Consider the following 25,499-nt stretch of genomic DNA (forward strand, 5'->3'; position numbering starts at 1 on the left):
ATGATATGGGCTTTGCCGCCCGGGGAAAAGCAGCTTGCCGCTCAGGGCAGGGCATACAGACGGATCAACTGGCCGTGGCGGTCTTCGGTAATGTAGAGTGCGCCGTCGGCACCGGCGCGGATTTCTACCGGGCCGCCGGGGCCTTTGCGGTCTTTCCAGTTGCTGATCAGTTCCAGCCCCTGGCCTGTGGGCAGGCCCTGGCGGTCGGTCGGATAGGCCATCAGGCGGTGGCCATGCTGGCGATAGCCATGAAAGCCGACAATCAGCCAGCCGGCAAAGCGTGGCGCGGCCTTGGGCCCCAGCCACCAGGTCAGTCCCAATGGTGCGGCATGTGCGGGTAACAGGCGGTAGGGGGGAGTGGTTTGACTGCAGTCGTAGGCGGGAAACTCCGGTGCCGCCACCTGTTTGTCGTAGCAAAAGGGCCAGCCATAGTGCTTGCCGGCTTGCAGCAGATTCAGCTCGTCGTGTGGCAGTTCATTGTCGTTGGGCAACTGCAGTTTCAGTTGAATGGTATCACGGCTGTTTTCTGCCTGCAGCAGGATGCCACTGCGCGGATGCACGCCCAGTGCCATGCTGTTGCGCAGGCCGCGGGCAAATACCCCCAGATCGCTGACCTTGCCATTGTTATCGATGTGATAGCGCCATACCACGCCGGCCCGGTCCTGCTCACTCTCGGGGCAGCGTCCGCTTGCCTGCTCGGCTGTCGATGCGGTTTCGCAATTGTCGGATGAGCTGCCGATATTGACGTAGAGATCGCCATTGCCGGCCAGGGCAAAGGTAGTGAGCGGATGACGCTGGCGCGCTGGCAGGCTGATGACGGTTTCGCGTTGTTGTGGCGTTGCCAGGTCAAAGCGGATGATGCGTCCCACTTCTCCCACGTAAACCTTGCCATCCGGTCCTTGCACCACGCCGTGCGGACGGTCCAGCCCTTTTAGCAGCACAGTCTGCTGCCAGCTGCCGTTCTTGGGTTCCAGTTGCAGCAGCCGGCCTTGTGGGGCATCCCAGCGTGTCATTTCGGTCAGCAGCAGCTTGCCGTCCGGCAGGATGGCAAGTCCACGCGGCATTTTCAGGCCGCTGGCAATGATTTCGGCGCACAGGCCGGGCAGGACGTGCATGCCGGGTGGGGCCGCCCGAGGGCAGCGTTCGGCAGCTTGCGCCGACAGGGGCAGCATCAGGCAGGCAAGGATAAGCAGGTGACGGACATGCATGCGTTTTCTCCGGGAAGCACCGGCACAAGCCGGATGCTGCCAGCAACAATAGCAAGGGCCTGCCGGAAAGTCGCCCTTGCCGTGCGATCAGCTCAGGGGTGGTGGGGGGCTTGAGCCGATAAAATCTGCTTGCGATGATTGTGCATGTAAATGATAATGATTGTCATTAACAAATGAGCGAGGTGATGTCATGCTGTGGGCAATCATTCAGCTATGCGGTGTGGGGGTAATGGTGCTGACGCGGTTTGCATACCGGCCATTGCTGCGGCGTAGCAGTCACCTGCTGGTGGGGCAGTGCATCCTGCGCTGGCCTGTGCTGCTTGGCATGGTAATCCTGCCCTTGCTGGCCTCGTTTCCGGGCTGGCCGCACCGGTTTTCGCTGGCCCTGTCACCACTGGCCGGGCCGGTGGGCTGCCTGATGCTGGCGTATGCATGTTGGCTGTTCTGGCGTAGCCAGCATGATGTGCTGTTGGGTAATGCGCAGCGCAAGCCATGGCCGGGCGGGGTTTATCAGCGTATTCGCCATCCGCTGTATGCGGCCCTGTGGCTGGCGGCGCTGGCCCAGTTCCTGCTGGTGCAGGATGGCTTGGTGGGCAGTGGCGGTGTGCTTGCCCTGTTGTTCAGCTATGGGCGCAGTGTAAGGCGGGAGGAGGGCCTGTTGCTGCAGTGGCTGGGTGATGCCTATCGCCAGTATATGCAGCACACCGGCCGGCTGTGGCCCCGCGGGCTGGCGCGCTAGCGCTGCCGGTCGTTGTCAGGGCTGGCCATCGACATTACTCAGCATGGTGGTGATTTCCGCCGGGCGATACAGGGCCGGGCCGCTTCGATACACCGTCAGTTTTCCTTGTTCGATGAGGCCGACTTCCAGCTGCCTGCTGGCTGGGTCCAGCAGCAGGTAGGCCATCTCGCTGCCGCCTTCGTGCGGCTTGTTGCCACTGACATAGAGCAGTTGGTCCCGGCTTAGCGGGCCGCTGACCTGCATGTTCTGCTGGAACACGGCAAATTTGCTGCCCAGCAGTTGCCGCAACGCCTCCGCCACCACGCCGGTCTGGTACAGACCGATGTCGGCCGGGTACTTTCCTACCTTGTGTTCCAGCGCCTGCCATTGCTGCTTGCCATCCACCTTGCCTGATGCCTGTTTCAGGATGGCCATGGCATTGCCCAGTGCCGGATTCTCCGTGAGCAGTGTTGCCGCCTGCTGCTTGGCTTCTGCCGTCACATTGCTTGCCTGCTGGCGCAGTACGGCAAGCGGTGCGCTGCTGGCTTGCAGGCTATTGTGGGCTACGCCGATGGCGGCTGAGGCCGCTTGCTGTACCTGTTCGCTTTGTTGCTGGCTGCAGGCGGTCAGCAGGCAAAGCCCTGTCATGGCCATGACTTTTCTGTGCGAGATCATGATGGCTCCTGGTGCTGTGAACGATGGCAGAGTGTCTGGAGCGGCAAGAGTTCCTGTTTTTTATCGTAGTAATGCTACATATATTCTTGCGCATCACCTGTAGTTAACATTCACTATGAAAAACATTAATGTTTGAAACCGAACATATTAGCCTGCTCGTTACTGAGTGGCCTTATTCTGCGCGCGGGGTCGTTGTGCTGTTGCTGCAGGTGCTTGTGGCTTTGGCGGCAAAAGACGGCAGGTGCGCCTGCAAGGCATGCATTTTGCCTTTTTTGCTGCTATGGTGTTGATTATCAACAGGTCTGCGCATGCGGTGCCAGACGCCTTGCCGCTCAGGCGGGGGCTGGATTTTCCCTGTTGGGCAGTCAGGGCGCTTTGTGCGGTCCTGGTTTGATCTGCATCAAGCTGTTATTTTCGATATCGAATGTAGTATTGTTTCCATAGAGAACAATTTCGGGCTTCAATCAGGAGATAGTCATGGAATCGATTGCTCAACAAGCCGTACAAGCTGACCCGTGGCGGGATTTTGCCGCCGGTGACTGGCAAACCCGTGTCGATGTACGCAACTTCATCCTGCGCAATTACCAACCATATGCTGGCGATGCCAGTTTCCTTGCCGCCGCTACCGAACGCACCCAGGCCTTGTGGGCTGCGCTGGGCGAATTGCTGAAACAGGAGCGGGAAAAGGGTGTGCTGGATGTATCGGCTGACCGTGGCACTTCCATTACCGCCCACGATGCGGGCTATATCGATCCCAAGCTGGAACTGATTGTCGGCCTGCAAACCGATGCCCCGCTCAAGCGCGCCATCATGCCAAACGGTGGTTTGCGCATGGTGGAAGCCGGGCTGGCTGCCTATGGCTTTACCCTGGACCCGGTGATCAAGGAAGTCTGGAGCAAATACCGCAAGAGCCATAACCAGGGTGTGTTCGATACCTATACCCCGGAAATCCTGGCCGCGCGCAAATCCGGCATCATCACCGGCCTGCCGGATGCCTATGGCCGTGGCCGCATTATTGGCGATTACCGTCGTGTCGCCCTGTACGGTACCGATTTCCTGCGCAAGGAACGCCAGCAAGCCTTCCATGAACTGGACGACGCCGTATTCACCGAAGACGTGCTACGTCAGCGTGAAGAGCTGTCCGAACAATTCCGTGCGCTGGATGAGCTGCGCGAAATGGCAGCCAAGTACGGCTACGACATCAGCCGTCCGGCGGTAAATGCGCGCGAAGCCGTGCAATGGACCTACTTTGCCTACCTGGCGGCGGTGAAGGAGCAAAACGGTGCCGCCATGTCGCTGGGCCGCATTGCCACCTTCCTCGACATCTATATCCAGCGTGATCTGGCGGCAGGCATCCTGAACGAAGCACAGGCACAGGAGCTGATTGATGATCTGGTGATCAAGCTGCGCATCGTGCGCTTCCTGCGGACCCCGGAATACGACCAGCTGTTCTCCGGCGACCCCACCTGGGTGACCGAATCCATTGGCGGCATGGGTGAGGATGGCCGCACGCTGGTGACCAAAAACAGCTTCCGCTTCCTCAATACCCTGTACAACCTGGGGCCGGCACCGGAGCCCAACCTCACCGTATTGTGGTCCACCGCGCTGCCGCAGGGCTTCAAGGATTTCTGCGCCAAGGTGTCCATCGATACCAGCTCCATCCAGTACGAAAACGACGACCTGATGCGGCCCTACTGGGGCGACGATTACGGCATTGCCTGCTGCGTGTCGGCCATGCGCATCGGCAAGCAAATGCAGTTCTTTGGTGCCCGTGCCAATCTGGCCAAGGCCATGCTGTATGCCATCAATGGCGGTCGCGATGAAAAGAGCGGTGCCGTGGTGGCGCATGGCTTTGAACCGATTACCGATGATGTGCTGGACTTTGACACGGTGATGGCCAGGTTTGACAAGATGATGGACTGGCTGGCCGCCACTTATGTGAAAGCGCTCAACTGCATCCATTACATGCACGACAAATATGCCTACGAGCGTATCGAGATGGCGCTGCACGACCGTGACATCCTGCGCACCATGGCCTGCGGTATTGCCGGGCTGTCGGTGGCAGCGGATTCGCTGTCGGCCATCAAGCATGCGCGCGTGCATGTCATCCGTAATGAAGACGGGCTGGCTGTGGATTACCGCATCGAGGGCGATTATCCGGCCTATGGCAATAACGACAACCGGGTGGACAGCATGGCAGTGTGGCTGACCGAAACTTTCATGCAGAAGATCAAGGCCCAGCCGTATTTCTACCGCAATGCCACGCCCACCCAGTCGGTACTCACCATCACTTCCAATGTGGTGTATGGCAAGAAAACCGGTAACACCCCGTGCGGCCGTCGCGCTGGCGAGCCGTTTGCACCGGGTGCCAATCCGATGAACGGTCGTGACGTGCATGGTTTTGTTGCTGCCGGTGCCTCGGTGGCCAAGCTGCCCTATGCCGCCGCGCTGGATGGCATCAGCTGGACCGCATCGGCAACGCCGGATGCGCTGGGGCATACCGCAGAGGACCGCGTTGCCAATTTGTCGCATTGTCTGGATGGCTTTGCCGCTGCCGGCGGTTTCCATGTGAATGTGAACGTGTTCCGCCGTGAAACCCTGCTGGACGCCATGGAGCATCCGGAACTGTACCCGCAACTCACCATCCGCGTGTCCGGCTATGCGGTGAACTTCGTCAAACTGACGCGTGAACAGCAACTGGATGTGATCAACCGTACCTTCCACGGCAGCCTGTAAGCCAGTCACGGTTTGTCCACCCACCCGCCCGCCGGCAGATGCTGACGGGCGGGTTTTTCATCGGGAGTTTTCATGACCCAGCAGCATGTGGTGCATGTGCCGCTCAGTCAGGGTGAGCTGACCGGCTATGTCCACTCCACCGAAAGCGGTGCCGGAGTGGACGGGCCGGGCATGCGCTTTGTCTATTTCATGTCCGGCTGCCAGTTTCGCTGCCAGTACTGCCACAACCCGGACACCTGGAAGCTGCATGCGGGAAGGCAGTTGACGGTGGAACAGGCAGTGGCGGAAATCGCACCCTATGCCGGCTTTCTCAAATTTGCCGGTGGCGTGACTGTATCCGGTGGCGAGCCGCTGATGCAGGCAGAATTTGTCGGGGCACTATTCACTGCCATCAAGCAGCGCTACGGCCTGCACACCGCGCTGGATACCCAGGGCTTCTTGCATGCCAATGTGGATGATGCCTGGTTTGACCAGGTCGATCTGGTATTGCTGGACATCAAGCACAGCGACCCGGTGCGCTATCAGCTGATTACCGGACAGGCGCTACAGCCGACGCTGGATTTTGCCCAGCGGCTAAAGCGGCTGGGCAAGCCGATGTGGCTGCGCTATGTGCTGGTGCCGGGTTTGACGGATGGCGCGGCTGATATCGCCCGCCTGGCAGACTACGCAGCCAGTCTGGGCAGTATCGTGCAACGGGTGGAGGTTTTGCCCTTTCATCAGATGGGAGCAGCCAAATGGGCAGAACTTGGACTGGACTACCCGCTGGCCAACACCCCGGCCGCCGCTTCGGCGGCAGTGGATGCGGCCCGGGCCTTGTTTGCTGCGCGAGGGTTGACTGTCTGTTGAGGCGGGTGGAGAACCAGGGTATGGGTTAAAGGTTCTGGCTATCTTTCCGAAACTTCTGATAGGTATTGTTTCTCAGCTCAGGATAATACGACGGGTAGGTCATTGAACAACCCTGAAATGATTGTCCGAAGCGATGAATAAAGAACCGTGCAAAGCCGGCAAGCAAACCGGCAATCTGTCTTCCCGGGTGATCAGCGAACAGATCAGTACCCTGATCGACCGGCTTTCCAAAAAAGGCCAGTGCATCGTCATCTGGGAAAAGGAGCGCTTGCTGTTTTGCTCCATGGATAGTCGCAATGCCCAGCGCTACCTCGCCAAACCCACTTGCCTTGGGGTCTATGATGCTGATGTCACCTACTGGGATGTGCAGAAAGACCTTAAAGAAATCCTGCAGCGCAGTTGATGGTGTATTGTGGCGAACCGGTGTGGCTGCGGTCGGCTGCATCATTCTGATTTACCCCTGTAGCCATATCCGGTACAGTCCGCCTTTTCCATCGTCAAGGCAGGCTTCTGACAGGAGGCTGCCAGCCGTCCCGTCAGTGAGTCCTGCCCTTATGCCGGGCTCATGCACTACACCATTTTCGACACGCCAATCCTGCGCGACCTGATGCGCACCTTGTCCATTTTCCTGCTGCGCCTGCATGGTTGGCGCATTGATGGCAACTTTCCTGATCTACCCAAATACGTGCTGATTGCTGCACCGCATACCAGTAACTGGGATTTCCCGCTGACGCTGGGCGTGTGCTTTGCCCTGCGTGCCAAGCTGTACTGGATGGGCAAGCACACTTTGTTCTGGGGGCCGATGGGACCGCTCATGCGCTGGTTGGGGGGGATTCCGGTACTGCGCAGCCGCAGCAACTCGCTGGTGCAGCAGATGGTGGAGGTATACCAGCGTTCCGACAAGCTGGTGGTGGCCATTCCGCCGGAAGGCACCCGTCAGCGTGTCAAGGAATGGAAGACCGGGTTTTACCACATCGCCTGCGGTGCGCAGGTGCCGGTGGCGCTGGCTTATATGGATTATGCACACAAGGTATGCGGCTTCGGCCCGGTGTTTTATCCCTCTGGCGACATCGCGGTGGACATCCCGCAAATCCAGGCCTTTTATCAGGACAAGGTAGGGAAGTATCCTGATCAGCACTAGGCGGGGTCGTAAAAACACACCTTGCCATCCGCAGCTGTATCGAGAGAGTACTGGTTGCCGGATGCCTTGATCGGTACAGGCCCGCAGGCAGTTGCTGCGGGCCTGTTGCATGGTGACGGCTTGTTTTCAGGGAACGGGGGCTGCGCTGGTGGCTGCTTGCACCGGGATGAACTGCAGGAAGGGTGCGGCCAGCAAGGACTGGCCAAAGTCGATGGCGCTGCGGCGCAGCTTTTCATCGGACAGCTCGGCCAGCAACTCCAGCCGTGCAATGATCTTGGACATTTCGCGTTCAAAGCTCAGATTGCGCAGCTGTGGTGTGATTTCATTGGCCAGCAGCATGGGGCTGCCGTCCGGATTCTGCCTGCGCCCCAGCAGCCAGGAGGCCACTTCGACATTGTAGGCGGCATTGGCCAGTTGCTGGGCATTCAGCCCGTGTACCAGATACAGTTCGGTACGACCACCATAAACCTCCACCAGCATGCTGCCCAGCCCGAATACCAGCGTACCTACGCGGTCGCCGCCAAATTGCGGATCAAAGGCAGTGCTTAGTGCGGCGGTGGAGCGCACCTGTCCCAGGCTGGGCAGGGGCTGATTCTGCCGGATTGCGTTCATGACTTGGGAGATGGCGGCATCGCGGCTGCTGAAGCCTGCTTTTTGCCATTGCGACGGGTTGCGGCGATAAAGCTTGTCCAGCAAGGTTTGCAGGCTGGCCAGATTGTCGCGCATGGCCAGGTTGGCCATGCGATTGGCTGCGCTCTGACCCAGTTCGGCAGAGCTGAAATCGTCCCCCTTGACCGGTTTGCGTACTGGCGCGTTACTGCAGCCGGCCAGTAGCAGGCCCAGCAGCAAGAGTAGGGCAAAGCGTAGCATCTTCATGGCTGTGCACGCCTGGCGTGTAAAAGTGAAGATGAGCCGTTTTACCCTGTTGCCTGCACTCAAGCAAGTAGGCCAGGTGTCAGGACTTGGTGGCGAACAGGGCGCGCCAGCCATCTACACCAAGGCGGGTGACTGTTTCGATATTTTTTTCGAAGATGGCTTCGGCGTCCGGAAAGGCTTCCACGGCCCGATCGATGCTGGCTTCGCGAATCAGGTGCAGAGTAGGCCAGGGCGAGCGGTTGGTGTAGTTGCTGACATCATTGATGCCGGTGCCGTCAAACTGGAATTTCGGATGGAAGCTGGCAACCTGCAGCTCTCCGTCCAGTTCCAGTTCTTCGACGATGGCGTCAGCGATATCCTGGAATTCGTTGAAATCCAGGAAGCGCTGCAATACATAAGGGTGTACCAGCAGGGTGGTATCGGTTTCTTCCGGGTCGGTATCGGCCAGCAGGCGCAGCTCACGCGCCAGCTCTTCGGCGAGTTGCGCCGGTTCCGTGGCGTCGCTTACGACAATGCGTACCTGGTTTTTGACATAAACCGATTTGGCAAAGGGGCAGAGATTCAGGCCGATGACGGCCTTTTCCAGCCATTCGCGTGTGCTGGTAATGGCTTCTTCGTGGGTTGGCGTTTGCATGGTGCTAGGTCCGAATGGCTGGGGTGATATACGGCGGTGAAGCTTGGAAAACAAAAAACCCGGACGAGTCCGGGTTTTCATCAGCGAGTAATCTTTAAAAGATTACAGCGGCTGGATGTTGGAGGCTTGCTTGCCTTTCGGGCCATCGACGATGTCGAAGCTTACGCGCTGGTTTTCGGCCAGGGTGCGGAAGCCTTTGGCATTGATCTGGGAGAAGTGAGCGAATACGTCATCGCCACCTTCATCCGGAGTGATGAAGCCAAAACCTTTGGAGTCGTTGAACCACTTAACGGTACCGGTTGCCATTTTGTTTATCCTCAAAACGAGCAAGTTGATAAAACGCATGAAGTTCAAGGGAAATGGCGACTGAGGTACGGACTAAATGCCACTACGACAACTACACATCCACAACTTGAGCATCCTGCAGGCAGGCATACTGCCCATTGTTGCGAATGTTGGCAAGTATTTTCTGCGCGCTATCCGCCCCGTCTGTGATCAGTCCTGACCAAAAACATTGTATTGATTGTGGTTTATTTGGCCTGGTGACGGTTTTACGCGCCAAAAAATCCCTGTTTTTCTGCTTCGTCCAGCGCCTGCAGTAGCCACTGGCCTGCCAGTGGGCAGCCATCACTGACCTTGCTGGCAGCCATGGACAGTACCTGCTGCTTACTGACGCCGTTTTCACGCCAGCTTTGTCCCTGGCGGTTCAGGTTGAGCAGGATGGGCATCAGCCGGTCCATTGCACGGGCAAAGCGTGCTTCGGCACTCTGGCGTGCCTCGAACTCCTGCCATAGTTCCACCAGCCCGGCAGCCTGTTGTTCTGGCAGCAGGCCGCAGATACGGCGTATGGCTGCCAATTCTTCAGCCTCGCGTTCGGCATTGTCGGTGGCGGCATAGACAATTACATCGCCGGTATCTATTTCTCCCAGATCGTGAATCAGCAGCATGCGGATGACTTTGTCGATATTCAGTGCCACCGGTGCATGTTCGGTCATGGCCAGGGCCAGCAAGGCGGCCTGCCAGCTGTGTTCCGCCGAGTTTTCATAGCGCTCGAGGCCGACTGGCTTGGTTTTGCGCAGTACGGATTTGAGTTTGTCGACTTCCAGAATGAAGTCGATTTGCTGTTGCAAGGCAATGAAGGGGGCGGGCATGGCTGGATACTCCGGCAAAGTCACGGGAAAGGCGCACATGATACTCCGCTGTTTTTGACACGCGGCAAGGGATTGAATCGGTTGGAGTCAATCTGATGATTTATAGTGCAATGACATCTGGTCACACCGTGAGCATGCCATGAGCGAAGAAGAGCAATTGCTGTTTGTGCGGGAAGACGCGGAAGGCTTTCAGGATTTCCGCGATGTGCTGTCCGATTACGCGCCGCAGATTGAAAAGCTGGCTTCACAGCTGAGCCAGAACCCGCGCTCGCCCGAGTTGATTGGCGATCTGTTTCGCCTGGTCCACACGATAAAAGGCGATGCGGGTCTGTGCCGGGTGATGTTTGTGGTGCCGTTTGCCCATGCGCTGGAAGGATTGCTGGCACGTTTGCGCAGTGGCGAGCTGGTGTATCAGGAAGTCATGGGTGATGTGCTGCTGCTGGTGCTCGATCGGCTGGACCTGGTGATGGCTCAGGTTGCCGGTGCTCGCAAGGTGGATGTGGCACAGATGCATAATCTGCTAGATGCACTGTGCTCGCTGGAAAGTGCGCCATTGCCTTCAGTGCTGGCCACCTGTTCACGGCTGATTGCGGCCATGGTTGGTGCGCAGGGTAGCAGCGATGCGCCGGTGGCGGTGGCTGCCGGCAAATCGGTGGCGCAGTCGCGTCAGCAGGACATGCTGCTGTTTCGTACGCTGGCTTTCCAGCTGGAACAGCGCATGCCGGAATTTGTTGGCCGTACCGAGCGCAATTTGCGGCTGGCACTGGAACTGAATCGCCAGGCGGGCGGCTGGGTGGATGCCGAACAGCTGGAGGCAGCCGTGTACATGCACGATGTCGGCATGATGTTTCTGCCCGAACAAGTGTGGCTCAAGCTGGGTAGCATCAGCGAAAACGAACGCCGCCTGATGGTACTGCACCCGGCTTGGGTGGCCGGCCTGATGGGGCGTATGCCTGGCTGGGAGGGGGCTGCGTTGATGGTGATGCAGCACCACGAAACACCGGATGGTGAGGGTTATCCATACGGCCTCGCCAGCGGCGAGATCTGCCAGGGAGCGCGCATTCTGGCGCTGGTGGATGCCTTCGAGGCCGTGATGCTCAAGCATGCCCATCGCGGGCAGCGCCGCTCCATGCTGCGCGCGGCCGCCGAGCTGAATGCGGCGGATGATCAATTCGAGCGTGCCTGGCTTGATCCCTTCAATCAGGTGCTGCGCCGCATGCTGGAGCAGGCGGCAAGCTAAGCGGTTTCAGCGTACCGCCATACCGTGGCTGTCCAGCCAGGTTTGCATGCGCTGCCAGCCATCCTGTGCTGCCGCTGCATTATATGAAGGGCGGTAGTCGGCATTGAAGGCGTGTCCGGCTTGTGGATACACCACGATCTGCGAGCCGCTGTGGCCTTGTTGCAAGGCATTGCGCATGGTGTTGACACTGTCTTGCGGGATGCTGCCATCCTGTCCGCCATACAGGCCGAGTACCGGTACGGCAAGATTGGCGGCAAGGTCAACGGGCTGGCTTGGCGTCATCGGGTCGTGCTCGCCCACCAGCTTGCCATACCAGGCAATGCCGGCCTTCAAGTCGGGGTTGTGGCTGGCGTATAGCCAGCTGATGCGTCCACCCCAGCAGAAGCCGGTGATGGCCGCCCGCTTCACGTCTCCGCCATGCAGACCGGCCCAGGCCAGGGTGGCGTCCAGATCTTGCATGACCTGCTGGTCCGGTACCTTGCTGACAATCGTGCTGATGATGGTGGTGATGTTGCTGCTTTCTGCTGGATTGCCCTGCCGGAAATACAGCTCCGGGGCAATGGCCAGATAGCCTAGTTTGGCCAGACGGCGACAGATATCACGGATATGCTCGTGCACACCAAAGATTTCCTGTACCACCAGCATGATGGGCATGCCGGTTGTCTGGCCGGCAGGATGGGCAAAGTAGACAGGCAGAATGCCATCATCCAGTGCAATGCCGGTCAGGCCGGTATCCAGTGACAGGGTGTCGGTGATGATGCTGCTGGCGGCGACAGGCTGTACCGCCAGGGCGAAGCCGGCAGCCAGTGCACCTTTGAGGAAGTCACGACGTGGTGGGTCGAATGCTTGCATGAACAGAATGCTCCCGTGGTTGTATCCGGCATACCGCCGGGACTTGTGGTTTGCGACGCGCTTGGCGACAATGCCGCTCGATTGTTGCTCCTTGCCTGCTTTGTCGGCGCAATGGCCTCTGTTTGACTAAACTGTAGTCTAGATACGTTATCTCAGTCACCACCATGTCCCAGCCACCCTCCAAGATAAAACTTCCCGGCAGCTTTTTGCGCGTAGGGGAGCAGCTCCCGGTTGATGTCTATGCCAAGAATGGCTTTTTGCTGTTAAAGAAGGGGCATTATGTCCTGACGCCAGAGCAGCGCGAACGCCTGATGGATGTGGCACACGGCGATGCCGAGGAAGTGGCGGTAAGGCTGGAGCGCGAACGGCTGGACCGTGCTGCCCAGCGCGAGCGCGAAGCGGCGGCCATGGCACCGAAGAATCCGCTGGTGGAGGTAGGCTTCATGGCCGGGAGGCTGGAGGCTTTGCTGTTGCACGGCCTGGCTGTACCTGGCCTGGGAGGTCGGCTGGAAGAAATGGCGGACGAGCTGCTGCAGCTTACCCAGCGTTTTCGCGATGGCTTGCTGGCGTCGCTGTTTCTGGTGCCGGTGAAGTCGCACAGCCTGAAGGTGGCCACCCTGGTGGCCCTGCTGGGCCGGCGCCAGGGGCTGGAGCCGGCGCGTCTGCATAGCCTGGTATGTGCTGCCATGTCGATGAATGTGGCCATCAGCCAGTTGCTGAATCAGCTGGGTAGCCAGCGTCAGGCGCTAAGCCTGTCTCAGCAGGAAGCGCTGGTGGCACACCCGGTACTGGGTTCGGCCATTCTGCGCGAGGCGGGAGTGGTGGATGAACACTGGCACATGCTGGTGCAAACGCACCATGAGCAGGATGACGGTCAGGGCTATCCGGCCGGACTACGCGGTGATGACATCCATCCCGATGCGCGCCTGCTGGCACTGGCTGACCTGCTGTGCGAACAGTTCCACAGCGATGTTGCCGTGCTGCCTTCGCAAGTGATGGCCAGCCTGTTCCGTGGCGAGCTGGGGCGGTTTGAGCCGGCGCTGGTTGCGCTGATGATCAAGGAAATGGGTATCTACCCACCCGGCAGTTTCGTGCGCCTGGCCAGTAATGAAATTGCCGTGGTCACTCACAGCGGAGACAAGGCCAATCAGCCGCGGGTGGCTGCCCTGCGCAAGGTGGATGGCCCGCCCTATGCTGATGTCTTGCTGCGAGATACCCGCCAGAGCACTTGCCGGGTACTGGAGCCGGTTGCCGCTGCGACGGCCGCGGTCAATCCTGCTTATCTCACCCGGCTGTGGACCTCGCGGCTGGGCTAGGCTGTCAGTGGCTGGCCGGTGCCACCTGTTCGCTACCGGAGGTTTGCAGGGGACTGATGCGAACAGTGCTCAGATTATTGACCTTCCATACCCGTTGCATGTGGCCGAAGTCCCGCTTTTGCTGATTGCTCAGCTTCAGTTCCGGCCGCATGGACAAATCCAGAAACACCTCTCCCAGATACACGCTGTTGCCGGCACTGATGTCGAAACCAGCCTGGACCGGCAGCGTGACCGAGCGCCACTGGCTGCCCCAGCCTGATTCTTCCACCCAGTTACCCCAGGCATCGGCTACCTGATAATGCCCTGGCGGCAGAGCAAACAGCAGCAGCCTGCCGTCTACCGGACTCATGCCTTCTTCTCCGAACACGGTGTCCGTATTCATGCTGGCGCGGCCATTGGCCACCACATGGCCACTGCTGTCGGCAATATGCAGTCCGGTATTGGCCGAGTCCTGATCAAAAGCCTTGGCCGTCAGCGAGACGATGGCATAGCCATAGCCCGGAGGTGGGGTGATGCTGCCTTGCAGGCGGTCAGCCATGGTGCTGCAGGCGGCTAGTAGAAATGGCGTCAGCAGCAGGCTGTAGCGCTGGATAATGGCCATGAGTCTTCGCTCCCTGTCGAGATGGCAAGCAAGATGGCGCGTGCCGGTCTGCATCTTGCCGTTATGGTGGATTCGGGTATGCTAGCCGATCATTTTATCGTTGATAACAAAAACACGAGCAAAGGATACCCATGGATCAGTTCGACAATGTCAGTGTGGCCAAGCGTGCCAATGTCTATTTTGATGGCAAATGCGTCAGCCACAGCATTACACTGGCCGATGGCACCAGCAAGTCGGTGGGCGTGATCCTGCCGTCCAAGCTGCTGTTCAATACCGGCGCTCCCGAAATCATGGAGCTGCTGGAAGGCAAGTGCCGCATCACCCTGGCCGGCAGCAGCGAAGCTATCGACTATCAGGGTGGCCAGAGCTTCAATGTGCCGGGGGACAGCTCCTTCCAGATCGAAGTACTGGAAACCCTGCACTACGTTTGTCACTTCGGCTGATTATCACCGTCTGAATCCGATACCGCACATTGCCTTGCCACGTTTGCTGGCGGGGCAGTGTGATCTGGCAGTCCTGAGCGGGTGATTCTGCCTTGCCACTTGCAATACAACCAGCCGTCTTTCTTTTCCGTTCTGGCGACTGCCATCCTTCCTCTTTCTGCCGTTATTCCGGTGTCTGTCTTGTGGCGATATCTGCTGAGCAAATGGCTGCTGCCTGTCGAGGGTAGGCTGCGGCATGCTGTGTTATTGCATTTGTCATGGTGATGTTGCTGATGATCGCCTGTGGTTGTAAGCAAAACTACGCTTTTCCTTACTTATCCGAAAGGATATCCTTGCAAGCCCGATCCAGCTTGGGTTGGGGGCAATAAGAGCTATGATGACAATAACCAGACAGTGGCCGATGGGGGTACGCTGTCGTGATAAACCAGCCATGGGCGTGGTGACTGGAACAAGTGGATGCTTAAAAGGCTCGGGGCGCAGTGGTCGCGCCATGTATTGTCTGCCAAACCGGCGGTGGTCTATCCCGTCGCGGTATGCGCCTGTCTGTTGATTGGCTGGCTGCTGGCCCTGGGGGCGGCGTATCTGCAGGACCGTGCTGATCTGCAGCAGCGGGCCGTTACCATTGCACATCAGCTGGAGCTGCAGTTTGCGCAAGCCAATACCGCCCTGGCCCGTATTGATGCGATTGCGCCCGGTAGCAACTGTGAGCTGACCTCCCGTTTGCTGGCCGCTGTTGTCCAGGCTACGCCGCATGCCCGCTATGCGTTGCGTACTGCGCCGGATGGCCGGGTGTGTACCTCGGATATTTCCCGTATTGATAATCCGCCTGCCGTAGCCGCAGGTTCTACTCTGATTTTGCGCAGCTCTCAGGCTGGCAGCCCGGCATTTGTGCTGCAGCATCAGGGTAATGGCGGTAGCATGCTGGAGCTGGGGGCGGTATCGCTGGCCGCCTTGTTGCAGCCTGGCAGTACCGGTGTCGTGGCCGGGGTGAGGATGGGATCGCAGTATCTGGCTGCGGACGGTACGGTGCATGCGGTGGATGATGCTGTCGGGCAAGGGCTGAGTTATCAGGCTGCTACACAGGATGGCTTGCTGGAAGTTGTTGTGCGGGAACCCTGGGCTGAGGTGGTGCAGCATTCGGTGTTGCGCCGGCTGGACACCCTGTTGCTGGCTGCCCTGGCCGGTGTGGCACTGGGCTGGGCTTTGCTGCGTCGTCAACTGGCACGTAATTCCAGCTCTTGGGAAATTGCCCAGGGCATTCGTAACCGCGAGTTCTTTACCCACTACCAGCCCATTGTCACGGCGGAGCACGGTGAATGCATCGGAGTAGAGGTGCTGGCCCGCTGGCGTCATCCGGTACAGGGTGCCATTCGTTCCGACCTGTTCATTCCTGCCGCCGAAGATGCCGGGCTGATTGTGCCATTGACCCGTTACCTGATCCGCCGCGTCAGCAAGGAATTCAAGCAAGTTGCATTGCCGCCTGGCTTCCTGGTTGGTATCAATATTGCTGCCGAGCATCTGGGCATGCCGGATCTGGTGGAAGACTGCAAGATTCTGCTGGCAGTACTGCGCGAGAAAAAAGCCGTGCTGGTGCTGGAAGTGTCGGAGCGCTTTCCGCTGCCCGAGCATCAGGTTACCCACCGGGTGGTGCAGGACCTGCGCCAGATGGGCGTGAAGCTGGCACTGGATGATTTTGGCATCGGCCATGCCGACCGCAACTACCTGCGCCGCTGGGGATTTGATTATCTGAAGGTGGAAAAGGGCTATGTGTCGGCGCTGGGCAAGGACAGTTTCAAGGCCAATATTCTGGATGGACTGCTGCAAACCTCGCATCAGCTGGGGGTGCAGGTGATCGTGAAGGGGGTGGAAACCCAAGGGCAGCAGAACTATCTGTCGGTCAAGGGCTTCCAGTTTCTGCAGGGTTTTTATTTTGGCAAGCCGATGACGCTGAACCATTTTCGTCAGTGGCTGTATTCCGGCATTACTCAGGACCGGGTGCCGTCTGTTGCCGCCATGGCGACAGGCCGTAGCGAAGCAACAGATCGTTGAGCTTGGCTGGAGTGGCAGGATTGCTGGCAATGTGGCGGGGTGCCATGCTGCCTGCGTGCTGATAATGGGATGAGGTGACAAGGGCCGGGTTGCACCCGGCCCTTGTGCTGTCTGCTAGGTGTTGGGAGTCTGGGTGCTGATCAGCAGTAAGGATTCCCCGCTGTGCATGATGATTTCCGGGCCGGGAGAAAACTCGACCTCGCCTGGGCTGCGTTCCAGTGCAATCACCATGGCTTTGCCGTCAAAGCCGTCTTTCAGGAAGCATTCCAGCGGCAGGCCTTCCCAGCGCTCGTCCAGAACATGAACCTGAGCGCGAAACTGGTTGGGATAACGGTGATGCAGGTGCTCGAAGAAGTGCAGGGTTTCCGGATGAGCCACGATATTGGCCATGTTCATGCCGCCCAAGTGGGATGGAATCACCACATTGTCCGCACCCACCGCCAGCAGCTTCTTGCGCGAGCTTTCGTTCTCCGCTTTTGCCACGGCCAGCACCTTGCTGTTCAGGCTTTTGGCGGTGACCACCACAAAGGCATTATCAGCATCGGCGCTCAGGCAGGAAATCAGGGCGCGGGCATGCGTAATACCAGCGGCGGAGAGGTTTTCATCCTCGGATGCATCTCCGACGATAAAGGGAATATCCAGCTCCTGCAGCAGCATGGTATTGGTTTCGTCCTTCTCGATCACCACCACCTGATGCTGGGTGCCCAGCAGCTCCTCCAGCGCATAGCGGCCGGTATGGCTCAGGCCGCAGATGATGGTGTGGCCACGCATGCGTGTGATCAGTTTTTCCATTTTCTTTCGTCTCAGATAAAGCGGCAGGTCGCCCTGAAACAGCATCAGGGTGAGCGAGGAAATGCCGTAACCGACCACGCCGGTGCCAAACACGATCAGGGCAATGGTGAAATAGCGGCCTTCCAGCGACAGGTTATGGGTTTCGCCGTAACCGATGGTGGCCAGGGTGATGACCGTCATGAACAGGCTGTCGGAGAAGTCCCAGTGTTCGATCAGCATGTAGCCGGAGGTGCCGAACAGCAGGGCGGCAAAAACCAGGCTGCTCAGGAATACGAGTTTACGCGGGAAGCTTTGACGCATGAGTGAATGGGAATGCCGCTGGGAAATGCGGCATTATAGCTGCTCCGCATGACTGCGACATGCGGAGTTGGCTGTCGCCGGCCGGGTCGCCGTGGGCGGCAGGCGGCGTAACTTGTGTGCAAACATGTGCCGGGCCGGCTGGCGCAATGCTTCTTCACACTGTTTTACACGCCGTTACCTGCCGAGCGCTAATCTGGAGCGGTATCAACGCACTGGAGGTCCAGTCCATGAAAACCCGCATCCTGATTCCCGCGCTGCTGGCGCTGTCGTTTACCAGTCTTGCGCATGCCGACGCCTCGGCCATTCTTGGCGGCGCGCTGGGCGGTGCCGTGGGTGCCGCCGTTGGCCAGTCCATTGGCGGACGCAATGGTGCCATCATTGGTGGCGCAGTTGGTGGCAGTGTCGGCACGGCGCTGGCCTACCAGCATGATGAAGAACGCCGCTATCGCCCCTTGCCGCCCCCGGCTCCCGTGGTATACCAGCCGGTAGCCTATGTGGAACCGGTACGCTATGCCCCGCCGCCGCGGCCATACTGGCATGGCGACTGGCGTGGTGACTGGCGCGATCATTACCATCGTCGCGACTGGCATGGCCGTGACTGGCACGACGATTACCGCCACGGCGATTGAGCCTGTCGTGGTGTAACTGGAATGCACCGTTTGGTCTGTCTATGCTGAAAAGCCCTGAGCAATCAGGGCTTTTTGCATTGTGGCGAGAGTAATGCGCAAGCGGGGATTGTGCTTGGTGGTGCCAGAAAATGTCTTGCCTTGGCGGGGATGCTTTCCTTATAATTGATTAGCAATCAAATCATTTACATGCAAACCATTATGGACAATGTGGATTTACTGCGCCTTGGCATTACCAGTGCCATCATGCATGCCGGCCGCAAGTGGCGGCACATTTCGCAGGATGTGGTATTTGGCCATGGCCTGACGGCACCCTGTGCCACTGCCCTGATTTTTATTGGACGCTTGGGTGAAGGAATCAACCAGGTGGCGCTGGCCGAGGAAATCGGCATTGAAGGCCCGTCGCTGGTGCGCGTCATCGACCAGTTGGCAACAGATGGACTGGTGCGGCGGGAAAAAGACAAGGTGGATCGCCGTTCCAATACCTTGTGGTTTACCGAAGCGGGCAGGGTGCTGACCAACAAGATTGAAGTTGAACTGGTGGGCTTGCGCGCTCTGGTGTTCAAGGATATTTCCGCGGCGGACCTGGAGGCTACGCTGCGGGTATTCGCGGCGGTGGATGATGCGTTCCAGCGGCCCGGACTGGCGGCCGAACTGGCGGCGATGGCCGGGCAGGGGCGGGCATGACATTTCCTTCCTGGCGCGACTGGTTTTTTTCGGCCAAGGTGTTTGCCGCCGCCATGCTGGCGCTGTTCATCGCCATGGCGCTGGAACTGCCGCGGCCCTACTGGGCAATGGCCACGGTATACGTGGTGTCGCACCCGCTGACCGGGGCCACCCGATCCAAGGCGGTGTACCGCATCGGCGGTACCCTGCTGGGGGCTTCGGCCGCCGTCATCCTGATGCCGCTGTTTGTCAATGCGCCCACCCTGCTGTGCCTGGTGGTGGCCTTGTGGACTGGCAGCCTGCTGAGTATTTCTCTGCTGGACCGCACGCCGCGCAGCTATCTGTTCATGTTGTCGGCCTACACCCTACCGATGATTGCCCTGCCCACACTGAATAATCCGGAAACCATCTTCGATGTGGCACTGGCGCGCAGCGAGGAAATCCTGCTGGGCATCCTGTGTGCCAGCGTGGTATCCGCACTGGTATGGCCAGGCAAGGTAGCCCCTATTTTCAGCGCCCGCATCAACAGCTGGATGCAGGATGCACGCGACTGGGCCTGCGAGCTGCTTACCCCGCCGCGGGCCGAGGCTGCAGAGCTGGCTCATGCCAGTCGCCACAAGCTGGCGGCGGATATCCTGGCATTGGATCAGTTTATTTCTCATCTGTCCTACGACACCACCAGCTTTGCCATGGTCAAGCATGCGCGCGAGCTGCGTGGCCGCATGAGCATGCTGCTGCCCATCCTGTCCTCGCTGACCGAAACCCGGCAGGCGCTGGTGCAGCAGGCTGCAGGGCTGCCTGCACCGCTGGCGGCGCTGATGCAGCAGGTAGCTGACTGGATGGCTGACCCGGACCTCGCTCACAGCCGTCAGGCGGTGCCGGTGCTGCAGCGCCAACTGGCCGCGCTGAAACAGGAAATTGCCAACGGCAATGACTGGCAGTCGCTGCTGGCTGCCCATGTGCTGGCTCGGTTGCAGTCACTGATCAATCTGTGGCTGGACTGTCGATTGTTGCAGCAGTTGCTGGCGGAAGAGCACCCCACTTTTCAGTGGAAGCCAGCCTATCGGCATTGGCCGGTGGGTGGCACAGCACGGCATTACGATTACGGCATGATGGCGTTTTCCGCGTTGCAAGCGTCTGCCGCCATCTTTCTGGCCTCGCAGTTGTGGATACAGCTGGGCTGGACCGACGGTTCCGGTGCCGTGATCATGGTGGCGATTGCCTCCTGCTTTTTTGCCGCGCTGGACGAACCCGCCCCGATGATGCGCACCTTCCTCATCTGGGCGGTGGTCAGCATTGTGCTGACCACCGTATTGCTGTTCATGGTGATTCCGGCGGCCTATACCTTTGAAATGCTGGTGGCCATGCTGGCGGTACCGTTCTTGCTGGTGGGCACGCTGTTTACCCGGCCGCAGTTCACCATGATTGCCATGATGCTGACGGTGAACACCGCTACCTTTCTCAGCCTGCAAGGGGCGTACGACACCGATTTCAATGCGTTTTTCAACGGTAATGTTGCCACCGTGGTAGGGGTGTCGTTTGCGCTGTTGTTCAGCCTGCTGGTACGTCCCTTCGGCATCGAGCTGGCCATCCGCCGGCTGCGACGTGCCAGCTGGCACGACCTGGCACGCATGGCGGCAGGGCGTAAGCTGGACGATTATCCGCAACTGACCGCGCGCATGCTGGACCGACTGGGCCAACTGATACCGCGCTTGGCCGCCAGCGGGCATGACCAGTTGCCACAGGCGTTCAGCGAACTGCGTACCGGCTTTAGCGTATTGCACCTGCAGCGCGACGAAAATGCCTTGCCCGGCCCGGCTGGCCAGCGCGTGCAACAGGTGCTGGACGATGTGGCCGTGCATTACCGCCATGCGCTGGCATTGCGCCAGCAAGCGCCAACCCGCGAACAGCTGCTGCAACGCATAGATGCCGCCCTGGATCAGGTGCTGGCGACATCGCGCCGCAGCGACCATCAGGTGCTCACCGTACTCAATGCACTGGTGGAACTGCGGCTTACCCTGTTTCCGGCAGCCGGCAGCTTTGCCGTGGCCGCCCCTTTACCCTTGGCTACTGGAGGCGTGACACCGTGATCGGTGAAATCGAAATCTACGGGGTGTTCTTCCCCAGCCTGCTGATCCTGATGGTGCTGGCCTTTGGCGTCACCGCCGGCCTGCGCATCCTCTTGGGTCAGCTGGGCTTCTACAAACTGGTATGGCACCGTTCACTGATGAACTTCGCCTTGTATGTAATCGTGCTCGGCGGTTTCGTCGTGCTGACTCGCGGATGGTAATGATGAAAAAGCTGGCAGGAAAAGCGGGCCCGGTGGCCCTGACCCTGATTGTGGTAGTGGCAGCAGTGCTGGTAGGGCGCTACCTGTGGGATTACTACACCAATGCACCGTGGACGCGGGATGGCCACATCCGTGCCGACGTGGTGCAGATTTCACCGGATGTTTCCGGCCTGATCACCGAGGTGAAAGTAAGCGACAACCAACTGGTGAAGCGTGGCCAGGTGCTGTTTGTCATCGACCGCGCCCGCTATGCGCTGGCGCTGAAACAGGCGGAAGCAACGCTTGCCATGCAGAATGCCGGCCTGGCGCAGGCCAGACGCGAGGCGGCGCGCAACCGTGGCCTGGCCGATCTGGTTGCCCGGGAAAGTGTTGAACAAAGCGAAGCCCGTGTGCAGCAGGACGAGGCTAATGTTGCCGCTGCGGCTACCGCCGTGGAAGTGGCCCGGCTGAACCTGCAACGTACCGTGGTGAATAGCCCGGTCGATGGCTATCTTAACGACCGCATGCCACGTGTTGGCGACTATGTCAGCACCGGCAAACCGGTGCTGTCGCTGGTGGATGCCCGTTCCTTCCACGTGGACGGCTATTTCGAGGAAACCAAGCTGGGCCGGGTACAGGTGAACCAGCCGGTAGAAATCCAGATCATGGGCGAAGCGCGCAAGCTGCGCGGCCATGTGCAGAGCATTGCCGCCGGCATTGAAGATCGTGACCGCAGCAACGGCGCCACCTTGCTACCCAATGTGAATCCCACCTTCAACTGGGTGCGGCTGGCACAGCGTATCCCGGTACGGGTGACGCTGGATGAAGTCCCGGCAGATTTCCGCATGATTGCCGGCCGTACCGCCACCGTGGCCGTACTTGCCGGCAAGGGAGGCCAGCCGTGAACCGACTTTGCCCCACTGCCTTGCTGGTAGTGACTGCCTTGGCAGGCTGCACCACCGTAGGCCCGGATTACCATCTGCCGGACAAGGCCGCGATGCAGCGCCCGGCAGCGCAGGCTGGTTTTGCCAATGTGGACGGCAAGCTGACCAGCCAGCAGCCGGCAGCCCCCCGCTGGTGGCAGCTGTATCACGACCCGGTGCTAAACCAGCTGGTGGAACAGGCCCGAGCCGCCAATACCGATTTGCGTGCGGCCACGGCCAATCTGCAAAAAGCCATGGCAGTGGCCACCGAAGTGAATGCCGAAGCCGGACCGCATGCCGCCGTATCGGCCTCGGCGGAGCGGGCGCGCGTTTCCGGCCAGAGCATGCTGCTGGAAGAACCGTTGCCAGTCACCAATCTGGGGGATGAGGGCATCCGCGTGGCCTATCAGCTTGACCTGTTTGGCAAGCTCAGGCGTGGCGAGGAAGCTGCCGAAGCCAATACCGAAGCGGTAAGCGCGGCGCGCGACCTGGCCAGTATCACCGTGACGGCAGAAACCGTACGCAGCTATCTGCAGATCTGCTCGGCTAACCACGGCTACCAGGTCTTGCAACAGCAATACGGCCTGCAGCAGAAGCAAGTGGAACTGACACAGCGGCTGGCGCGTGCCGGGCGACTGACCGCCACCGATGTGCTACGGGCCAAGGCGCAGGCAGATAGTGTGCAGGCAGGCTTGCCCGTCTATCAGGCCCAGCGCGATGCCGCCCGTTACCGCCTGGCCATGCTGCTGGGCAAAACACCGGGCGAGGCCTTGCCGCCAGCTGCGCTGGCTTGCACGCAGGAACCGCAACTGGCGCAGGCCATTCCGGTTGGTGATGGGGCTGCCTTGCTGGCACGCCGGCCCGATGTGAAGCAGGCCGAACGCCGGCTGGCGCAATCCAGCGCCATGATAGGCGTGGCCACCGCCGAGCTGTATCCCAGCATCACGCTGGGGGCATCGGCTGGCTTTACCGGTTTCGTGGAAGACCTGGGCAAGCGCTCCACCCAGCGCTTCGGCTTTGGCCCGCTGATCAGCTGGACCATTCCCGACAGCGGCAGCCGCGCCCGCGTCACTGCTGCCCGTGCCGACAATGCCGCCGCGCTGGCCCACTTTGACGGTGTGGTACTCAATGCCCTGCGTGAAGTGGAAACCAGCCTCAGCCTGTACGGCAAGGACTTGCAGCGGCTGACGCTGCTGCGTAGCGCCCGTGACAGTGCGCGCGATGCCGCCGCGCAGAACCGCCGCCTGTATCAGGCCGGCCGTGCGCCTTACCTGTCCAGTCTGGATGCCGATCGCACCATGGTCAGCAGTGATCTGGCCGTGGCCAGTGCCGAAAGCCAGCTGGCGCAGGATCAGGTCAACCTGTTCCTGGCCCTGGGCGGTGGCTGGGAGGAGCAGGCCCGGTCAGGCAAGGCAGAATGAGGCAGTGGCGGCGGTGTGTCGGACGGTGCCGTCGTCAGCTGCAGGGATGGCCAATGATATTGCCAGCAGTTTGATGTAAAAAAATTCCATTTGAATTGAATGGGCTTGTGCCTGCTTGCGCTCAGGGCATAGCATGGCGGCCTTGATGTCTGTACGGAAGCAATTCATGGCGGTTCCCGGCAGTATTCCCATCCTCTTACCGGTATTCATGGTCACCGAGTTGCTGTGTGCCTGTAATACGGTACAGCTGTGGTCATTAAAAAAAGCCGGTGTTGCCGGAACCCGCAGCTGGCTGCTGGCCAATATCGCCATGTTGGGCTATCTGCCGGCACTGGGTTTGCGCATGGTGCTGCCGCTGGTGTTCAGTGTGGTGTTGAGCAATGGCCTGGGCCTGGTGGCGGCCAGCACGTTTTACATCGGCTGCGCCCGTTTTCTGGGTCGGCCAAGTCATGTCCGGCCACTGGCGCTGCTGGTGTTGGCCGGCATTGGCGGTTTGCTGGGCTTTACCCTGTTGTTGGACAGCATGCAGATGCGCGTGGTGATTTCCTCCGGCGGCATCAGCATCGTGTTTGCGGCCACCGCCTGGCTGCTGTACCGCCACCGCGAGCCCACACACCGGGCGGCAGTCTACTGGCTGGGCGCGGCCTGCAGCGCGGTCACATCCCTGCTGCATTTATCGCGATCCATTTACTACGGCGGTGGCTATGGCGATATCAACGACTTGTTTGCCACTACCGTACCCAATGTCTTTTCCATGAGCATGACCGCAGCGCTGGTGCCTGGCCTGTCCATGCTGGCCGTGGCCATGGTGCAGGAGCACCTGCTCAGCGAGGCTACCTGGCGTGCCGAGCACGATGGCATGACCGGTCTGAATACCCGACAGTGTTTTGAAACCCGTAGCATGCAGCTATTGCAACAGGCCGAGGCCAGCGCCTTTCCCCTGTGTCTGGTGTTGATGGATCTGGATCATTTCAAGCAGATCAACGATCGCCATGGCCACCAGGCCGGCGATCAGGTGTTGCTGGCGTTCAGCGCCCTGCTGCAGCAAGGCCTGCGACCGGGCGACGTGGCGGGCCGGATGGGCGGTGAGGAGTTTGCGCTGTTGTTGCCGCAGGCCACGGTACCGCAGGCCCTGGAGCTGGCGGAAGATTTACGTTTGCATGCCAGAGGCATGCCGGCGGCCTCGCTTGGCGGCAGCATTCCCTACAGTGTCAGCATGGGGCTGGCAGCATGGCAGCCCGGAATTGCGTTTCCCGAACTCTACCGCAATGCCGACCAGGCTTTGTATGCGGCCAAACAGGCAGGACGTAATACCATCGTCGCCCATGCTTGATCCGCTCTTCCTGGTGCGGTGGGTTCAGCTCAACTGCAGCGCCAGTCGTAGTTGCTGCAACCCAGCCTGATATTGTTGCCTGGCCTGCAAGGCTTGTTGCATCTCTGCTGTGCTAAACGTAATGCCCTGATTGAGCTGCAATGCGCCGCTACGTCCAGATCCGCGCGGATGACGGTGCCTACCATGGCGTAGCCGCCTCCGGAGACTGCATCACGCAGCAGAATGATTGGCTCCTTGCCAGCGGACACCTGGATGGAGCCAATCGGATAGCCAGCGTCCACGATGTTTGACGGGTCGTCTCCGGCTCCGAATGGTGCTTCCCATGGTTGAAACTGCAAGGGCGAACCCCCTTTGAGCCGATAGCCGATGCGGTCGGACTCGGAGGCTACTATCCATTCCTCCTGATAAAACCGTGTTGCGGATTCGGCGCACAGGCGATGCGCATACAAGCCGGGGAGTACCCGCGCCACAGCCTTGCGCGGCAGACTGCGCCGCAGTGATTCCGGCAGGGCTCTCCCAGACTGCGCTGCTGTTGGCAACGTGGCTCCCAGCACCAAGTCATCGCCTTCCAGCAAACGCCTGCCCTGATATCTACCTAAACCAGCCAATTCGTCTGATACAGATTTTCGACCTTTCGCCATACAGACTCCTCCCTATCTGATTGGCATTGTGCCGTGCACACT

27 protein-coding genes are annotated in these 25,499 nt (G+C 59.7%); 15 read left to right on the forward strand and 12 right to left on the reverse strand.

Going from position 1 to position 25,499, the window contains the following annotated elements:
* Positions 1-41: 41 nt before the first annotated feature.
* Positions 42-1,208, reverse strand: coding sequence for a PQQ-dependent sugar dehydrogenase (locus GSR16_RS07305; protein WP_159875971.1), 1,167 nt, complete (start codon positions 1,206-1,208; stop codon positions 42-44).
* A gap of 190 nt (positions 1,209-1,398) precedes the next feature.
* Between GSR16_RS07305 and GSR16_RS07310 the strand changes: the two genes are divergently transcribed.
* Complete coding sequence (locus GSR16_RS07310) at positions 1,399-1,947, forward strand: hypothetical protein (protein WP_159875973.1); 549 nt, start codon at positions 1,399-1,401, stop codon at positions 1,945-1,947.
* Between the two features lie 15 nt (positions 1,948-1,962).
* Here the strand turns inward: GSR16_RS07310 and GSR16_RS07315 are convergent, their stop codons facing one another.
* Positions 1,963-2,601, reverse strand: a complete 639-nt coding sequence (locus GSR16_RS07315) for a hypothetical protein (RefSeq protein WP_159875975.1) — start codon at positions 2,599-2,601, stop codon at positions 1,963-1,965.
* Between the two features lie 477 nt (positions 2,602-3,078).
* Between GSR16_RS07315 and pflB the strand changes: the two genes are divergently transcribed.
* Both pflB and pflA read left to right on the forward strand, forming a co-directional pair.
* Positions 3,079-5,337, forward strand: a complete 2,259-nt coding sequence (gene pflB, locus GSR16_RS07320; protein ID WP_159875977.1) for a formate C-acetyltransferase — start codon at positions 3,079-3,081, stop codon at positions 5,335-5,337.
* A gap of 72 nt (positions 5,338-5,409) precedes the next feature.
* Positions 5,410-6,183, forward strand: coding sequence for a pyruvate formate-lyase-activating protein (pflA, locus tag GSR16_RS07325; RefSeq protein WP_159875979.1), 774 nt, complete (start codon positions 5,410-5,412; stop codon positions 6,181-6,183).
* 25 nt (positions 6,184-6,208) lie between these two features.
* Here the strand turns inward: pflA and GSR16_RS07330 are convergent, their stop codons facing one another.
* Positions 6,209-6,631 carry a superoxide dismutase family protein gene (locus tag GSR16_RS07330; protein WP_159875981.1) on the reverse strand — a complete coding sequence of 141 codons (423 nt, stop codon included), beginning with the start codon at positions 6,629-6,631 and terminating at the stop codon, positions 6,209-6,211.
* A gap of 117 nt (positions 6,632-6,748) precedes the next feature.
* Here GSR16_RS07330 and GSR16_RS07335 point away from each other — a divergent pair, with 117 nt between their 5' ends.
* Complete coding sequence (locus GSR16_RS07335; protein ID WP_159875983.1) at positions 6,749-7,324, forward strand: lysophospholipid acyltransferase family protein; 576 nt, start codon at positions 6,749-6,751, stop codon at positions 7,322-7,324.
* A 126-nt stretch (positions 7,325-7,450) separates the two neighbouring features.
* Here the strand turns inward: GSR16_RS07335 and GSR16_RS07340 are convergent, their stop codons facing one another.
* The 4 genes from GSR16_RS07340 to GSR16_RS07355 form a co-directional block, all read right to left on the reverse strand.
* Positions 7,451-8,200, reverse strand: coding sequence for a hypothetical protein (locus GSR16_RS07340; RefSeq protein WP_159875985.1), 750 nt, complete (start codon positions 8,198-8,200; stop codon positions 7,451-7,453).
* Positions 8,201-8,279: 79 nt separating this feature from the next.
* A complete protein-coding gene (locus tag GSR16_RS07345) occupies positions 8,280-8,834 on the reverse strand; it encodes a DUF1415 domain-containing protein (RefSeq protein WP_159875987.1) in 555 nt (184 codons plus the stop codon).
* Positions 8,835-8,936: 102 nt separating this feature from the next.
* Positions 8,937-9,140 carry a cold-shock protein gene (locus GSR16_RS07350; protein ID WP_045845074.1) on the reverse strand — a complete coding sequence of 68 codons (204 nt, stop codon included), beginning with the start codon at positions 9,138-9,140 and terminating at the stop codon, positions 8,937-8,939.
* A 245-nt stretch (positions 9,141-9,385) separates the two neighbouring features.
* Positions 9,386-9,985, reverse strand: coding sequence for an HD domain-containing protein (locus tag GSR16_RS07355; RefSeq protein WP_159875989.1), 600 nt, complete (start codon positions 9,983-9,985; stop codon positions 9,386-9,388).
* 139 nt (positions 9,986-10,124) lie between these two features.
* Between GSR16_RS07355 and GSR16_RS07360 the strand changes: the two genes are divergently transcribed.
* Positions 10,125-11,225, forward strand: coding sequence for an HD-GYP domain-containing protein (locus tag GSR16_RS07360; protein ID WP_159875991.1), 1,101 nt, complete (start codon positions 10,125-10,127; stop codon positions 11,223-11,225).
* A gap of 6 nt (positions 11,226-11,231) precedes the next feature.
* Here the strand turns inward: GSR16_RS07360 and GSR16_RS07365 are convergent, their stop codons facing one another.
* Positions 11,232-12,077, reverse strand: a complete 846-nt coding sequence (locus tag GSR16_RS07365; RefSeq protein ID WP_159875993.1) for a dienelactone hydrolase family protein — start codon at positions 12,075-12,077, stop codon at positions 11,232-11,234.
* Between the two features lie 164 nt (positions 12,078-12,241).
* Here GSR16_RS07365 and GSR16_RS07370 point away from each other — a divergent pair, with 164 nt between their 5' ends.
* Complete coding sequence (locus GSR16_RS07370; protein ID WP_159875995.1) at positions 12,242-13,393, forward strand: HD-GYP domain-containing protein; 1,152 nt, start codon at positions 12,242-12,244, stop codon at positions 13,391-13,393.
* A 4-nt stretch (positions 13,394-13,397) separates the two neighbouring features.
* Here GSR16_RS07370 and GSR16_RS07375 read toward each other — a convergent pair whose 3' ends face one another.
* Complete coding sequence (locus tag GSR16_RS07375; RefSeq protein ID WP_159875997.1) at positions 13,398-13,994, reverse strand: hypothetical protein; 597 nt, start codon at positions 13,992-13,994, stop codon at positions 13,398-13,400.
* 131 nt (positions 13,995-14,125) lie between these two features.
* Between GSR16_RS07375 and ppnP the strand changes: the two genes are divergently transcribed.
* Both ppnP and GSR16_RS07385 read left to right on the forward strand, forming a co-directional pair.
* On the forward strand, positions 14,126-14,437 hold the full coding sequence (gene ppnP, locus GSR16_RS07380; protein ID WP_159875999.1) for a pyrimidine/purine nucleoside phosphorylase: 312 nt from the start codon (positions 14,126-14,128) through the stop codon (positions 14,435-14,437).
* Between the two features lie 456 nt (positions 14,438-14,893).
* Positions 14,894-16,486, forward strand: coding sequence for an EAL domain-containing protein (locus GSR16_RS07385; RefSeq protein WP_240902621.1), 1,593 nt, complete (start codon positions 14,894-14,896; stop codon positions 16,484-16,486).
* Positions 16,487-16,600: 114 nt separating this feature from the next.
* Here GSR16_RS07385 and GSR16_RS07390 read toward each other — a convergent pair whose 3' ends face one another.
* A complete protein-coding gene (locus GSR16_RS07390) occupies positions 16,601-17,578 on the reverse strand; it encodes a potassium channel family protein (protein ID WP_159876001.1) in 978 nt (325 codons plus the stop codon).
* A gap of 227 nt (positions 17,579-17,805) precedes the next feature.
* On the opposite strand from GSR16_RS07390, the gene GSR16_RS07395 reads away from it, so the two are divergent.
* The 6 genes from GSR16_RS07395 (at position 17,806) to GSR16_RS07420 (ending at position 23,483) form a co-directional block, all read left to right on the forward strand.
* Positions 17,806-18,207: a glycine zipper domain-containing protein gene (locus GSR16_RS07395; protein ID WP_159876003.1), complete on the forward strand. Its 402-nt coding sequence runs from the start codon at positions 17,806-17,808 to the stop codon at positions 18,205-18,207.
* A gap of 186 nt (positions 18,208-18,393) precedes the next feature.
* Positions 18,394-18,891, forward strand: a complete 498-nt coding sequence (locus tag GSR16_RS07400) for a MarR family winged helix-turn-helix transcriptional regulator (protein ID WP_240902622.1) — start codon at positions 18,394-18,396, stop codon at positions 18,889-18,891.
* On the forward strand, positions 18,888-20,960 hold the full coding sequence (locus GSR16_RS07405) for an FUSC family protein (RefSeq protein ID WP_159876005.1): 2,073 nt from the start codon (positions 18,888-18,890) through the stop codon (positions 20,958-20,960). The genes GSR16_RS07400 and GSR16_RS07405 overlap by 4 nt, the downstream gene beginning before the upstream one ends.
* Positions 20,957-21,160, forward strand: coding sequence for a DUF1656 domain-containing protein (locus tag GSR16_RS07410; protein WP_089086263.1), 204 nt, complete (start codon positions 20,957-20,959; stop codon positions 21,158-21,160). The genes GSR16_RS07405 and GSR16_RS07410 overlap by 4 nt, the downstream gene beginning before the upstream one ends.
* Positions 21,161-21,192: 32 nt before the next feature.
* Entirely contained in the window at positions 21,193-22,044 is an 852-nt protein-coding gene (locus GSR16_RS07415) for an efflux RND transporter periplasmic adaptor subunit (RefSeq protein WP_240902623.1), read from the forward strand.
* Positions 22,041-23,483 (forward strand): efflux transporter outer membrane subunit, encoded by a 1,443-nt coding sequence (locus GSR16_RS07420; protein WP_159876007.1) that lies wholly within the window; start codon positions 22,041-22,043, stop codon positions 23,481-23,483. Before GSR16_RS07415 ends, GSR16_RS07420 begins: the two co-directional genes overlap by 4 nt.
* Here the strand turns inward: GSR16_RS07420 and GSR16_RS07425 are convergent.
* Positions 23,466-23,651 (reverse strand): hypothetical protein, encoded by a 186-nt coding sequence (locus GSR16_RS07425; protein ID WP_159876009.1) that lies wholly within the window; start codon positions 23,649-23,651, stop codon positions 23,466-23,468. The two genes, GSR16_RS07420 and GSR16_RS07425, sit on opposite strands and share 18 nt — an antisense overlap.
* Between GSR16_RS07425 and GSR16_RS07430 the strand changes: the two genes are divergently transcribed.
* Entirely contained in the window at positions 23,650-24,816 is a 1,167-nt protein-coding gene (locus GSR16_RS07430; protein WP_159876011.1) for a GGDEF domain-containing protein, read from the forward strand. The two genes, GSR16_RS07425 and GSR16_RS07430, sit on opposite strands and share 2 nt — an antisense overlap.
* A 29-nt stretch (positions 24,817-24,845) precedes the next feature.
* Here the strand turns inward: GSR16_RS07430 and GSR16_RS07435 are convergent, their stop codons facing one another.
* Positions 24,846-25,457 (reverse strand): 5-oxoprolinase subunit C family protein, encoded by a 612-nt coding sequence (locus tag GSR16_RS07435; protein ID WP_205677515.1) that lies wholly within the window; start codon positions 25,455-25,457, stop codon positions 24,846-24,848.
* Between the last annotated feature and the right edge of the window lie 42 nt (positions 25,458-25,499).

This window comes from Aquitalea denitrificans (assembly GCF_009856625.1).
In the GTDB taxonomy this organism is placed as follows: Bacteria; Pseudomonadota; Gammaproteobacteria; order Burkholderiales; family Chromobacteriaceae; genus Aquitalea; species Aquitalea denitrificans.